We start from the raw sequence: 14014 nt of genomic DNA, 5'->3' as shown, positions 1-14014 counted from the left end.
GGCCCACTCTTATTACTGATTATTCAACGGTAACCGATTTCGCCAGGTTACGCGGCTGGTCAACATCGGTACCTTTAATCAGCGCCACATGGTACGAGAGCAGCTGTAACGGCACGGTGTAGAAGATCGGTGCAATCACCTCTTCTACGTGCGGCAGGGAGATGATTTTCATGCCATCGCTGTCGCTGAAACCGGCATCCTGATCGGCAAACACATACAGCAAACCGCCGCGCGCGCGTACCTCTTCAATATTGGATTTCAGCTTCTCCAGCAGTTCGTTGTTGGGCGCGACCACGATCACTGGCATATCCGCATCAATCAGCGCCAGCGGGCCGTGCTTCAGCTCGCCCGCCGCATAGGCTTCGGCGTGGATATAGGAGATCTCTTTCAGCTTCAGCGCGCCTTCCATCGCGATCGGATACTGATCGCCACGGCCAAGGAACAGCGCGTGATGCTTATCAGAGAAACCTTCCGCCAGGTTTTCGATCACTTTGTCCTGCGCCAGCATCTGTTCGATGCGGCTCGGCAAGGCCTGCAGCGCGTGCACAATCTCGTGTTCGGTTTCGGCTTTCATGCCGTGCATACGACCGAGTTTCGCCACCAGCATCAGCAATACTGCCAGCTGCGTGGTGAAGGCTTTGGTGGATGCCACGCCAATTTCAGTGCCGGCTTTGGTCATCAGCGCTAAATCGGATTCACGCACCAGCGATGAACCGGCCACGTTACAGATGGCCAGCGAACCGAGATAACCCAGCTCTTTCGACAGGCGCAGCGCCGCCAGCGTATCGGCGGTTTCACCCGATTGTGACAGCGTGATCAGCAGGCTATTTTTTCGCACTGCAGATTTGCGATAACGGAATTCTGAAGCAATTTCCACATCACAAGGCAGGTTAGCCAGCGACTCAAACCAGTAACGCGAAACCATGCCGGAGTTGTATGACGTACCGCAGGCGATGATCTGAATATGTTCGACCTGGCTCAACAGCGTCTCAGCATCCGGGCCCAGCTCGCTGAGATCGACTTCGCCGTGATTAAAACGACCGGTGATGGTGTTTTTGATCGCGTTCGGCTGCTCGTAAATCTCTTTCTGCATGTAATGACGATAGATGCCTTTGTCGCCGGCATCGTACTGCGCGGTCGATTCGATTTCAGCGCGCTTGGCCGTTTTACCGTCACGATCGATGATGGTGACTTCGCGGCGGGTGATCTCGGCAATATCGCCCTCTTCCAGATAGATGAAGCGACGCGTCACCGGCAGCAGTGCCAGCTGATCGGAAGCGATAAAGTTTTCGCCCACGCCACGGCCAATCACCAGCGGACTGCCGGAGCGCGCCGCCACCAGCAGCGAAGGATCGCGGCTGTCCATGATCACCATGCCATACGCACCGCGCAGCTGCGGAATGACGCGCAGCACCACTTCACGCAGCGTGCCGCCCTGCTTCTGCTCCCAATGCACCAGATGCGCCACCACTTCGGTGTCGGTTTCTGAGGCAAAGTGATAGCCGCGCTCAAGCAACTGCGCGCGCAGCGGCTCATGGTTCTCAATGATGCCGTTGTGCACGATGATGATGTGCTCGGAAACGTGCGGATGCGCATTGGCCTCCGACGGTTCACCGTGTGTCGCCCAGCGCGTGTGTGCGATACCGGTGCCGCCAATCAGCGGCTGCTGCTCTGCGGCTTCCGCCAGGTTCTGCACTTTACCCAGACGACGCAGGCGCGTCATATGGCCCTGACGATCAACGACGGCTAATCCCGCGGAGTCATAACCGCGATACTCAAGACGACGCAAACCTTCCAGCAGAATTTCTGCGATGTCACGCTGCGCTACTGCACCAACAATTCCACACATAGTAATTTCCTGACTTCATGGCTTTCGGCCATTGCGTTGTCATACGACCTGATTTCCCCGAGCCTTGTAGAGAGTGGGGATATTTTTTTATGGCACTGCTAACAGGCCGATCGTTGTCGGCCTTTAAAATTTATTTTTTCTTAACAGGACGCTGCCAGCCCGATTTTTGATTCTGTTCTTTACGGTTGTAGACCAGATCCGCAGCTAACACATCTTTCATTATCGTGGTGCCCGCGGCGATGGTCGCACCGCTCGCCACGCTGACAGGCGCCACCAGTTGGGTATCCGAACCGATAAACACGTTGTCGCCAATGATGGTTTTGGATTTGTTGGCGCCATCGTAGTTACAGGTAATGGTACCCGCACCGATATTCACGCCCGCGCCAATTTCCGCATCGCCGAGATAAGAGAGATGACCGGCTTTGGAGCCTTTGCCGAGCGTGGCTTTCTTCATCTCTACAAAGTTGCCCACGTGCGCCGCTTCCGCCAACTCGCTGCCCGGACGCAGACGCGCAAACGGCCCAACCGTACAAGCAGCGGCTAACGTGGCATCTTCGATCACCGAATAAGGGCTGATTTCACAGTCGTCAGCAATCACGCTGTTTTTGATGATGCAGCCGGCACCGATTTTGACGCGGTTGCCGAGCGTGACTTTGCCTTCGATGATCACGTTGGTGTCGATCTCCACATCGCGGCCGTGTTGCAACGCACCGCGCAGATCGAAACGCGCCGGATCGCGCAGCATCACACCCGCCAGCAGCAGCTTTTCTGCCTGCTCGCTTTGGTAGACACGCTCAAGCGTTGCCAGCTGCAGGCGATTGTTGACGCCATCGGTTTCGCTGATGCGCGCCGGATGCACCGCATTGATCACGCGGCCTTCGTGGTGCGCCATGGCGATGATGTCGGTGATATAGAATTCGCCCTGCGCATTATTGCTGTTAAGTTGTGCCAGCCAGCGCTTGAGGTCGCCACCGTTGGCAATCAGGATGCCGGTGTTAATTTCCTGAATTTTTAGCTGTTCTGGCGAGGCATCTTTCTGCTCAATGATGCCGATCACCGTGCCGTTTTCACGCACGATACGACCGTAGCCGGTTGGGTTATCCAGAACTACGGTGAGTAAGCCAATGCCACCCGCGGGTTTCGCGTCGCGCAGACGTTGCAAGCTGGCCTGCGAGATCAGCGGCACGTCGCCGTACAGCATCAGAATATCTTCGTCATCGGCAAAGAAGGGCGCGGCCTGCTGCATCGCGTGGCCGGTACCGAGTTGCTCAGCCTGCAGCACCCAGTTGAGTGCGTTATGCGCTAACGTTGACTGCAGTAAATCTCCGCCGTGGCCGTAAACCAGATGGATCTGCTGGGCGCCCAAACCGGTTGCGGCATCAATAACATGCTGAACCATTGGTTTACCTGCAAGGGTGTGCAGTACTTTGGGCAGGTCGGAATACATTCGGGTGCCTTTGCCAGCGGCTAAGATCACCACACTCATCGCGTTCGTAGACATAACTATCCTGATTCTCTTCAACTTTCGAAAGTGTAAGGTTTAACCCCGAGATTACTACATTTTTCTCGGGTCGAAATTAGCCGGGCTCAGCGCCAGGCGGCAAATTTTGGGCAAAAAAAATGCCAACCCAAAGGGCTGGCATTTCGTGACGCATAAAGCCTGATTACATCGCTTTTTTGGTCAGCTCAATGACACGCAGTTTCGCGATGGCTTTCGCCAGTTCCGCAGAAGCCTGAGCATAGTCCACGTCGCCGTGGCTGCTGTTCATGTGCTCTTCCGCTTTACGTTTCGCTTCCAGCGCGCGCGCTTCGTCGAGGTCTTCACCGCGAATCGCGGTGTCGGCCAGAACGGTGGTGCTGCCAGGCTGAACTTCCAGCACGCCGCCAGAGAGGTAAATAAACTCCTCTTCGCCGTGCTGTTTCACGATGTGAATCATACCAGGCTTGATGGCTGTCAGCAGCGGGGCGTGGCCAGGACGAATCCCCAGCTCACCTTCGCTACCTGACACCTGGATACGCTCGACCAGACCGGAGAACATTTGTTGCTCCGCGCTGACCACGTCCAGATGATAAGTCATAGCCATACCATTCCTCCTGGGAAACCTAAATTACAGTTTCTTCGCTTTTTCTACGGCTTCTTCGATAGCGCCGACCATGTAGAACGCCTGCTCTGGCAGGTGGTCGAATTCGCCTTCCATGATGCCTTTGAAGCCACGGATGGTGTCTTTCAGGGTGACGTACTTACCTGGAGAACCGGTGAAGACTTCAGCAACGAAGAACGGCTGAGACAGGAAGCGCTGAATCTTACGCGCACGTGCCACCAACAGTTTGTCTTCTTCAGACAACTCGTCCATACCCAGGATAGCGATGATGTCTTTCAGTTCCTGGTAACGCTGCAGCAGAGACTGCACGCCACGCGCAACGTCATAGTGCTCCTGACCCACGATCAGTGGATCCAGCTGACGGCTGGTAGAATCCAGCGGGTCAACGGCTGGGTAGATACCCAGAGAGGCGATCTGACGGCTCAGCGTAACGGTTGAGTCTAAGTGAGCAAAGGTGGTTGCTGGTGACGGGTCAGTCAAGTCATCCGCAGGAACGTAAACGGCCTGTACAGAGGTGATTGAACCCGTCTTCGTGGAGGTAATACGCTCCTGCAACACACCCATCTCTTCTGCCAGCGTTGGCTGATAGCCTACCGCAGATGGCATACGACCCAGCAGTGCTGATACTTCAGTACCGGCCAGGGTGTAACGATAGATGTTGTCGATGAACAGCAGAACGTCACGGCCTTCATCACGGAATTTTTCCGCCATGGTCAAACCGGTCAGTGCTACGCGCAGACGGTTACCCGGCGGCTCGTTCATCTGGCCATACACCAGCGCTACTTTATCGATAACGTTGGAGTCAGTCATTTCGTGGTAGAAGTCGTTACCCTCACGAGTACGCTCACCCACACCAGCAAATACCGAATAACCTGAGTGCTCAGCCGCGATGTTACGGATCAGCTCCATCATGTTTACGGTTTTACCTACACCCGCACCACCGAACAGACCGACTTTACCGCCCTTAGCGAACGGACACATCAGGTCGATAACCTTGATGCCGGTTTCCAGCAGTTCCTGCGAGTTAGACTGATCTTCATACGAAGGTGCTGCACGGTGAATAGAGGAAACCTCTACTACAGTGCCGTCGTCATTCTGCAGGTCGCCTTTCATGTCGATTGGCTCACCCAATACGTTCATGATACGGCCGAGGGTTGCTTTACCAACCGGAACCTGGATAGGTTTTTTCAGGTCGGTAACTTCCAGACCGCGCTTCAGGCCGTCAGAAGTACCCATGGCGATGGTACGAACCACGCCACCACCCAGCTGCTGCTGAACTTCCAGCACCAGACGAGCATCACCATTTTTCACCTCGAGAGCGCTGTATACCTGCGGTACCGCGTCCTGAGGGAATTCGACGTCAACTACGGCGCCGATAATCTGGACAATCTTTCCAGCTGCCATCTTGAATCCTCTACCTAATACGAAAATACCCAGCCGCGCTCGCGCGACAGGATATATGCCTGGTTAAACCGCGGAGGCTCCCGAGACGATCTCGGTAAGTTCCTGGGTGATGCTGGCCTGACGAGCTTTGTTGTAAACCAACTGCAGCTCTTTGATCAGGTTTCCGCCGTTGTCGGTTGCAGCTTTCATTGCAACCATACGTGCGGCCTGCTCACTGGCCAGGTTTTCCACCACACCCTGATAAACCTGCGATTCGACGTAACGACGCAGCAGAGTATCCAGCAGCGCTTTCGGATCGGGTTCGTACAGGTAATCCCAGGTCTTCGCCTTCATCTCTTCTTCACCTTCCGCTGGCGGTAACGGCAGCAGTTGGGTAATGGTCGGAGTCTGAGACATGGTGTTGTTAAACTTGTTGGCAACGATATACAGCTTGTCGATGCGACCTTCATCGTAGGCCTGCAACATCACTTTTACCGGGCCGATCAAATCAGACAGTGCAGGCTTATCGCCCATACCGGTGACTTGTGCCACGATGTTGCCACCTACAGAGCCGAAGAATGAATTGCCTTTCGAACCGATAACAGCCAGATCGCTCTGTACGCCTTTATCCGCCCAGCTTTTCATATCTGCCAGCAATTTTTTGAACAGGTTAATGTTCAAACCACCACAAAGCCCGCGGTCAGTCGAAACGACCAGGTAGCCGACGCGCTTAACGTCACGCTCATCCAGGTAAGGGTGCTTGTATTCCAGATTACCCAAGGCAAGGTGACCAATCACTTTGCGCATGGTATCTGCATACGGACGGCTGGCCGCCATGCGTTCCTGCGTTTTACGCATTTTGGAGGCGGCGACCATTTCCATCGCTTTGGTGATCTTCTGCGTATTTTTTACGCTTCCGATCTTACTACGTATTTCTTTTGCGCCGGCCATTAGCTTCTCCTCAAAGCCTTGCGGCCTGCCTTTTCAGACAAGCCGCCAGACATTACCAGGACTGGGTTGCTTTAAACGTTTCGAGGAGGCCTTTCAGCTTCTCTTCGATTTCGTTATTGAAGTTACCCGCTTGGTTGATTTCAGCCATCAGCTCAGCGTGATCGCGATCCGCGAACGCCAGCAGAGCGGCTTCGAAGCTGCCGACTTTCGCCAGTTCAACATCGTTCAGATAGCCGCGCTCAGCAGCAAACAGCACCAGACCCTGTTGCGCGACTGACATCGGCGCATACTGTTTCTGTTTCAGCAGCTCGGTCACTTTCTGACCGTGGCTCAGCTGTTTACGCGTTGCATCGTCCAGATCGGAAGCGAACTGAGAGAACGCAGCCAGTTCACGATACTGTGCCAGCGCGGTACGAATACCACCGGACAGTTTCTTGATGATCTTAGTCTGTGCAGCACCACCAACACGGGATACCGAAATACCCGGGTTAACGGCTGGACGAATACCGGAGTTGAACAGGTTAGATTCCAGGAAGATCTGACCATCAGTAATCGAGATTACGTTGGTCGGAACGAACGCAGAAACGTCACCCGCCTGAGTTTCGATGATTGGCAGTGCGGTCAGAGAACCGGTCTGGCCTTTCACTTCACCGTTGGTGAAGCGCTCAACGTAGTCAGCGCTAACGCGTGATGCACGCTCCAGCAGACGAGAGTGGAGATAGAACACGTCACCAGGGAATGCTTCACGACCTGGTGGACGGCGCAGCAGCAGAGAAATCTGACGGTAAGCAACAGCCTGCTAGACAGGTCATCGTACACGATCAGTGCATCTTCACCGCGGTCACGGAAGTACTCACCCATCGCACAACCGGCGTACGGTGACAGGTACTGCAGTGCTGCAGATTCAGAAGCAGAAGCGACAACCACGATGGTGTTAGCCAGCGCGCCGTGCTCTTCCAGTTTGCGTACTACGTTAGAAATGGTTGACGCTTTCTGACCAATCGCAACGTAGACACACTTGATGCCTGAATCGCGCTGGTTAATGATGGCGTCGATTGCCATTGCAGTTTTACCGGTCTGACGGTCACCGATGATCAGCTCACGCTGGCCACGGCCGATTGGAATCATCGCATCGACAGATTTGTAACCGGTCTGAACAGGCTGGTCTACTGACTGACGGTCGATAACGCCCGGTGCAATCACTTCAACAGGCGAGAAGCCGTCGTTTTCGATTGCGCCTTTACCGTCGATCGGTGCACCCAGGGTGTTCACCACACGGCCCAGCAGGCCACGGCCAACTGGAACTTCTAAAATACGACCCGTACATTTTACTTTCATGCCTTCCGCGAGGTCAGCATACGGGCCCATCACTACTGCACCAACCGAGTCACGCTCGAGGTTCAGTGCGATAGCGTAACGGTTGCCCGGCAGGGCAATCATCTCACCCTGCATGACATCGGCCAGGCCGTGTACGCGGATGATACCGTCACTTACAGAAACAATAGTACCTTCGTTGTGAGCTTCACTCACGACATTGAACTGAGCAATGCGCTGCTTGATCAGTTCGCTGATTTCGGTGGAATTCAGTTGCATATGCTCCAGTCCCCTTAAGACTGCAAGACGTCTGCCAGACGATCAAGACGGCCGCGTACGCTGCCATCAATGACCAGGTCACCCGCACGGATAACCACACCTGCCATTACAGACTTATCAATTTTGCAATTCAGCTTAACTTTACGTGACAGACGTTTTTCCATCGCGGCGCTGATTTTAGTCAGCTGACTGTCACTCAGCGTGCTGGCAGAAATCACATCAACTTCGGCTGTCGCTTCATAAGCGTCACGCAGTTGAATGTACTGAGCCAGTACGGCTGGAAGCGCTGTCAAACGTCCGTTTTCGGCCATTACCTTAATCAGGTTCTGGGCGTTTTCATCAAGTTGATCGCCACAAACTGCAATGAAAGAAGCAGACAAAGCTTCCGGTGCGAGCGCACCGGAAAGAAGATCTGCGATCTGTTCGTTGCGAGCCACTTCTGCGGCAAACGCCAGCATTGATTGCCAGCGATCGATGCTTTGATGCTCAACAGCAAAGTCAAAAGCTGCTTTGGCGTAGGGGCGAGCTACAGTAATCAGATCAGACATCAGCCCCTCCCTCCTTACAGTTCAGCGACCAGTTTATCAACGATGTCGCTGTTAGCAGCTTCATCCACGGAACGTTCGATGATTTTCTCGGCGCCAGCTAATGCCAGCAACGCGACTTGCTTACGCAGCTCTTCACGGGCACGCGAACGCTCGGCATCAATTTCTGCCTGCGCCTGCGCCACGATGCGGTTACGTTCAGTCTCAGCTTCGGTTTTCGCTTCGTCCAGAATCTGGGCACGGCGTTTGTTCGCCTGCTCGATAATGACCTGAGCGTCTTCTTTCGCTTTTTTCAGCTGGTCGGTCGCATTGGCCTGCGCGAGATCTAAATCTTTCTTCGCGCGCTCAGCAGAAGCAAGGCCTTCAGCAATTTCTTTCTGGCGCTTTTCGATGGCAGCCATAATCGGCGGCCATACGTACTTCATGCAGAACGCGACAAACAGAATGAACGCGATGGCCTGGCCGAGGATTGTTGCATTAATGTTCACAGCACAATGCCTCTTATTAAGTTAACTTGCTCTGCCGCTATCAGAGATAAACGGCAGAATCCGTCCCTCATCACACCAGGTGCCATGAGTGAACAAGGCTACCAGGTTTAAGCGACAGCAAACATCACGTAGAGACCCAGACCTACAGCGATCATCGGGATTGCATCCACCAGACCCATTACAACAAAGAACTGCGTACGCAGCAGAGGGATCAGATCCGGTTGACGCGCGGCGCCTTCCAGGAATTTACCTCCGAGGATGCCGATACCGATCGCAGCACCGATTGCCGCCAGGCCCATCATCACAGCGGCAGCCATGTACAGCAGATCCATATTCAGGTTTTCCATGACAGTCTCCAGTTTGTTTCAGTTAAAAGCTTAAGTGTTGAGATAAAAATCAATGTTCTTCAGATGCCATCGACAGATAGACGATCGTGAGGACCATGAAAATGAAAGCCTGCAGCGAAATGATCAGGATGTGGAAAATGGCCCAAGGCACATTCAACAACCACTGCGACCACCACGGCAGCAAGCCGGCAATCAGGATAAAGATCAACTCACCCGCATACATGTTGCCGAACAGTCGCAGACCCAGTGAAACAGGCTTGGACAGCAGGCTAACACCTTCAAGAATCAGGTTAATGGGGATGAAGATCGGGTGATTAAAAGGCTGCAGCGTCAACTCTTTGGTGAAGCCGCCAATGCCTTTCATTTTGATGCTGTAGAACAGAATCAAAATAAATACGCCCAGCGCCATAGACAGCGTGATGTTCACGTCTGCAGACGGCACGACGCGCAGCGCCGGCAGGCCTAAATAGTGCTCGCCGATAAACGGCAGCAAATCGATAGGCAGCAGATCCATGAAGTTCATCAGGAAGACCCAGACGAAAATCGTCAGAGCCAGCGGGGCGATAAGTTTGCTTTTACCGTGGTACATGTCGCGCACGTTGTTATCAACGAAGCCGACAACCAGTTCGATAGCCGCTTGTAATTTCCCTGGAACACCGCTGGTAGCGCTTTTCGCCACTTTGCGGAACAACACCAGGAAAATCAGTCCCAGCACCACAGAGAAAAACATGGAATCGATATTTAATACCCAGAACGTCGCGGGAGCGTCGTGCGGATTCACCAACTCGAAAGTACGCAGGTCCAACTGAAGGTTATTCAGGTGGTGACCTATGTATTCTTGCGGAGTAGAGATTTCTCCAGCAGCCATGATGCCTCTTACCCTTTGTTGTTAATTACAGCCGGAGCGACGATCTGCACCACCAGCACCGATAACCACGTGATTGCGAGTGGCCAGAAGACCGCTCCAAACACACCCAACGCCACCGCGAGGAAAATGACGGTTGTGAACACCTTCAACACTTCACCGAGGGCAAAGCTCCAGGCAACACGTCCTTTCGCAGGCGTTTGATCCTGCAGGCGCCAGGCCAAAAACATAAACAACACGTTCGGCAGCCAGGCTGCCACGCCACCCGCGATGGCGGAGGCGCCCCAGGTAACCTCTTTCAGGGTAAAGAGCGCACCGATGATGACAAAGGTCACCAGCTGAATGATCAGCACGGCCCGGGCTAATTTCACACTGTAAAGAGACACTGACATGACGCTGAACTCTCCTGCCCCGAACGGGGTATGTCGCGTGTCGTATAAGACTGCCTTTACTCATTTGAGTCAAGCAGCAAAAGCCGTGCAAATTATACGGGCGCCACCTGCGATTTCAATCGGTAAGTAGCGAAAAGGTGAACAATTATTTAAATTTCTTTCTGAAGGGCTATTTTTCAAAACATCGTCTTCAGGTAATGTCTGACTTTAAGTCTGAAAATGCCCGACCGACTTGCTTTTAAAGCGTGCTTTAGATCACATAATAAACAAGGAATGCCTGACTGAATTTGTTTCAGACAAGATTTATACGATTTCTAAATTGTATTAAGCACTTATAAATCAGAGTCTTAATTTTATTATTTAACTGTTGCGCTTCGATTTTCGAGAAAAACACTCTATTGACATCATGCGCTGCAATAAAAACGCAAAACTGATATTACGTACGCCAATTTATTGCAAAGTTATATTTTCACCAGTGATTATTTGGTTGGGTAAATACACCCAAAAAAGTGATCTCCGTGATAATGAAATGTGAATTATTCGTTAAATGTAACAGAGATTTTCGGATAATTTCCGCCGGGGATGTTAACTCGCGCGCCCTGCCCTGCGAAATAAAAGCTTTTACCTAAAAGTGTTCAATCGCTGCTTTTTCGTTCAGGGCAATAACTAAGACAAACGGCATGAAGCAGCTTAAATCCATACCGTTTAAAAGGCTATTGGCGAGTAATCACCACCAGATGACGTTCACCATCCAGCTCGGGTACCTGCAGCGGTTGAATTTTTTCCACCGTAAAGCCAGCGGGTAATGCAGCAATCTCATCATCCGGACGCACACCTTTCAGGGCATAAAAGCGACCTTCAGGACCCGGCAGATGATGACACCAGGTCAGCATATCCTCGAGTGAAGCAAATGCACGACTGATAACACCGTCGAATGGCGGCTCAGACGGGTACTCTTCAACGCGGCTCTGCACCGGCGTGACGTTAGTAAGTCCTAACTCATGTTGTACCTGACGCAGGAAACGCACGCGTTTGCCGAGGCTATCCAGCAAGGTGAAATGCGATTGCGGGCGCACAATGGCCAGCGGAATGCCTGGCAAGCCCGGACCGGTGCCGACATCAATAAAGCGTTCGCCCTGCAAATGTGGCTCAACCACCACGCTGTCGAGAATATGGCGTACCAGCATCTGCTGCGGGTCGCGCACTGATGTCAGGTTATAGGCCTTATTCCACTTATGTAGCAACTCAACATAGCCAACCAACTGCTGTTTTTGTTGATCGGTAAGGGAAATGTTTGCCGCTTTTAGCAGCGAGGAGAGTTTGTTGATCACAACGAGAATTCCATTAACGGGGGCGAGTTGCCTCGCCCCAAAGTCGATCAGGCGCTTTTACGCAGCAGGCCCTGTTTTTTCAGGTAAATCAGCAGAATTGAGATTGCCGCAGGCGTGATGCCCGAAATACGAGAAGCCTGGCCGATGGAGGTTGGTTTGTGATCGTTGAGTTTGGCGATCACTTCATTCGACAAGCCATTTACCTGACGATAGTCGAGCTCGACAGGCAACAAGGTGTTTTCATTGCGCAGCTGGCGATCAATCTCTTCCTGCTGACGCGCAATGTACCCTTCGTATTTCACCTGAATCTCCACCTGCTCAGCAGCTTGCTCATCTGACAGTGCCGGACCGTAGCTGGCGAGTGACGTCAGCAGCGGATAGGTCATCTCTGGACGACGCAGCAGATCTTCACCGCTGGCTTCTTTGGTGAGAGGCGCACTGATCACCGCGTTCACTTCCGCCACGTTATCCGATTTTGGATGCACCCACAGATCGCGCAGGCGTTGACGCTCCTGCTCAATCGCCTCCAGTTTCTGGTTGTAGCGCGCCCAGCGGTCATCATCAACCAGACCGAGTTCGCGACCGGCTTCGGTCAAACGTAGATCGGCGTTGTCTTCGCGCAGCATCAGGCGGTATTCAGCGCGTGATGTAAACATGCGGTACGGCTCTTTCGTGCCCAATGTGCACAAATCATCAACCAGCACACCAAGGTAAGCCTGATCGCGACGTGGCGCCCAGCCCTCTTTGTCGGCGGAAGCGCGTGCTGCGTTGAGGCCGGCCAGCAAACCTTGCGCTGCCGCTTCTTCGTAGCCAGTGGTGCCGTTGATCTGGCCGGCAAAGAATAGGCCGTGAATAAATTTGCTTTCCAGCGTCGGTTTGAGATCGCGTGGATCGAAGAAATCATACTCGATGGCGTAACCCGGACGGATGATCTTCGCGTTTTCCAGTCCTTTCATCGAACGTACAATCTGCATCTGGACGTCAAACGGCAGGCTGGTGGAGATACCATTCGGGTAGATCTCGTTGCTGGTCAGGCCTTCCGGCTCCAGGAAGATCTGGTGCGCATTACGATCGGCAAAGCGCATCACTTTGTCTTCGATCGATGGGCAATAACGTGGACCAATACCTTCGATGATCCCGGCATACATCGGGCTGCGATCGAGGTTATTGCGGATCACGTCATGCGTCTGTTCGTTGGTGTAGGTGATCCAGCATGGTACTTGTTGTGGATGCTGTGAAACCTTGCCCATGAACGAGAACAACGGCATCGGATTATCACCGTGCTGCGGTGTCAGCACCGAAAAATCAATCGAGCGTGCGTCGATACGTGGCGGCGTACCGGTTTTCAGACGGTTTACGCGCAGCGGCAGTGCACGCAGGCGTTTTGCCAATGGGATTGATGGCGGATCGCCTGCACGGCCACCGCTGTAGTTATCCAGCCCGATGTGGATTTTGCCATCGAGGAAGGTCCCGACGGTCAGCACCACGGTTTTGGCGCGGAACTTCAGGCCCATTTGCGTCACAGCACCGACGACACGATCGTTTTCCACAATCAGATCGTCAACCGCCTGCTGGAAGATCATCAGGTTTGGCTGGTTCTCTAATGCGGTGCGTACCGCCTGGCGATACAGTACACGGTCAGCCTGAGCACGAGTGGCGCGAACGGCGGGGCCTTTACTCGCGTTTAGTATCCTAAACTGGATACCTGCCTGGTCAATTGCCGTGGCCATCAAACCGCCTAAGGCATCCACTTCCTTCACCAGATGTCCTTTCCCGATGCCACCGATCGCCGGGTTACAGGACATTTGTCCAAGCGTATCAATGTTATGGGTGAGTAACAGGGTTTGCTGACCCATTCGGGCTGCGGCCATCGCGGCCTCTGTGCCCGCATGACCACCACCGATTACGATGACGTCAAAAGGATCTGGATAAAACATGAAGTGGGTCCTCGTTAGTGTTTCGGACAGGGATCGTTGCCCTGGGCGGTGGATTCTACTGAAATAATGTCGGCGGCGAAAGTCGCGGGATCCCGAGGTTTAAAAGAAAGGATCTTAAGTCTTTTATATGATCTTTCTGTTAGATCTACTATTAGGATCGCATCCGGCTGTTGATAACCCCAAAAAGTGAAGGCTAAACAGCAAATTAGCGAGGATCATTAGCTGTGAATG

The 14014-nt window shown here is 53.2% G+C and carries 12 protein-coding genes and 1 pseudogene; all 13 read right to left on the bottom strand.

What is annotated here, in order from left to right; translation table 11 throughout:
- Nucleotides 1-19: 19 nt before the first annotated feature.
- Complete coding sequence (gene glmS / locus P6287_RS19650; protein ID WP_277974305.1) at nucleotides 20-1849, bottom strand: glutamine--fructose-6-phosphate transaminase (isomerizing); 1830 nt, start codon at nucleotides 1847-1849, stop codon at nucleotides 20-22.
- 130 nt (nucleotides 1850-1979) lie between these two features.
- A complete protein-coding gene (glmU, locus tag P6287_RS19645) occupies nucleotides 1980-3350 on the bottom strand; it encodes a bifunctional UDP-N-acetylglucosamine diphosphorylase/glucosamine-1-phosphate N-acetyltransferase GlmU (protein WP_277974304.1) in 1371 nt (456 codons plus the stop codon).
- Between the two features lie 163 nt (nucleotides 3351-3513).
- Nucleotides 3514-3933 (bottom strand): F0F1 ATP synthase subunit epsilon, encoded by a 420-nt coding sequence (locus P6287_RS19640; RefSeq protein ID WP_008106717.1) that lies wholly within the window; start codon nucleotides 3931-3933, stop codon nucleotides 3514-3516.
- Between the two features lie 24 nt (nucleotides 3934-3957).
- On the bottom strand, nucleotides 3958-5355 hold the full coding sequence (gene atpD / locus P6287_RS19635) for a F0F1 ATP synthase subunit beta (RefSeq protein WP_008106718.1): 1398 nt from the start codon (nucleotides 5353-5355) through the stop codon (nucleotides 3958-3960).
- 63 nt (nucleotides 5356-5418) lie between these two features.
- Complete coding sequence (atpG, locus tag P6287_RS19630; RefSeq protein WP_101763910.1) at nucleotides 5419-6285, bottom strand: F0F1 ATP synthase subunit gamma; 867 nt, start codon at nucleotides 6283-6285, stop codon at nucleotides 5419-5421.
- A 52-nt stretch (nucleotides 6286-6337) separates the two neighbouring features.
- A pseudogene (atpA, locus tag P6287_RS19625) lies at nucleotides 6338-7878 on the bottom strand (F0F1 ATP synthase subunit alpha).
- Between the two features lie 14 nt (nucleotides 7879-7892).
- Complete coding sequence (gene atpH / locus P6287_RS19620; RefSeq protein WP_008106723.1) at nucleotides 7893-8426, bottom strand: F0F1 ATP synthase subunit delta; 534 nt, start codon at nucleotides 8424-8426, stop codon at nucleotides 7893-7895.
- Nucleotides 8427-8440: 14 nt separating this feature from the next.
- On the bottom strand, nucleotides 8441-8911 hold the full coding sequence (atpF, locus tag P6287_RS19615) for a F0F1 ATP synthase subunit B (protein ID WP_007893603.1): 471 nt from the start codon (nucleotides 8909-8911) through the stop codon (nucleotides 8441-8443).
- Nucleotides 8912-9018: 107 nt separating this feature from the next.
- On the bottom strand, nucleotides 9019-9258 hold the full coding sequence (gene atpE / locus P6287_RS19610; RefSeq protein ID WP_003849523.1) for a F0F1 ATP synthase subunit C: 240 nt from the start codon (nucleotides 9256-9258) through the stop codon (nucleotides 9019-9021).
- Nucleotides 9259-9307: 49 nt separating this feature from the next.
- Nucleotides 9308-10126: a F0F1 ATP synthase subunit A gene (gene atpB / locus P6287_RS19605; RefSeq protein ID WP_007893608.1), complete on the bottom strand. Its 819-nt coding sequence runs from the start codon at nucleotides 10124-10126 to the stop codon at nucleotides 9308-9310.
- A gap of 8 nt (nucleotides 10127-10134) precedes the next feature.
- A complete protein-coding gene (atpI, locus tag P6287_RS19600) occupies nucleotides 10135-10515 on the bottom strand; it encodes a F0F1 ATP synthase subunit I (RefSeq protein ID WP_064738312.1) in 381 nt (126 codons plus the stop codon).
- Nucleotides 10516-11228: 713 nt separating this feature from the next.
- Entirely contained in the window at nucleotides 11229-11846 is a 618-nt protein-coding gene (gene rsmG, locus P6287_RS19595; protein ID WP_110868235.1) for a 16S rRNA (guanine(527)-N(7))-methyltransferase RsmG, read from the bottom strand.
- Nucleotides 11847-11893: 47 nt separating this feature from the next.
- Nucleotides 11894-13783 carry a tRNA uridine-5-carboxymethylaminomethyl(34) synthesis enzyme MnmG gene (gene mnmG / locus P6287_RS19590; RefSeq protein WP_192414273.1) on the bottom strand — a complete coding sequence of 630 codons (1890 nt, stop codon included), beginning with the start codon at nucleotides 13781-13783 and terminating at the stop codon, nucleotides 11894-11896.
- Between the last annotated feature and the right edge of the window lie 231 nt (nucleotides 13784-14014).

This window comes from Pantoea sp. X85, assembly GCF_029623675.1.
In the GTDB taxonomy this organism is placed as follows: domain Bacteria; phylum Pseudomonadota; class Gammaproteobacteria; order Enterobacterales; family Enterobacteriaceae; genus Pantoea; species Pantoea leporis.
This window is presented reverse-complemented; position numbering and strand designations above follow the sequence as displayed.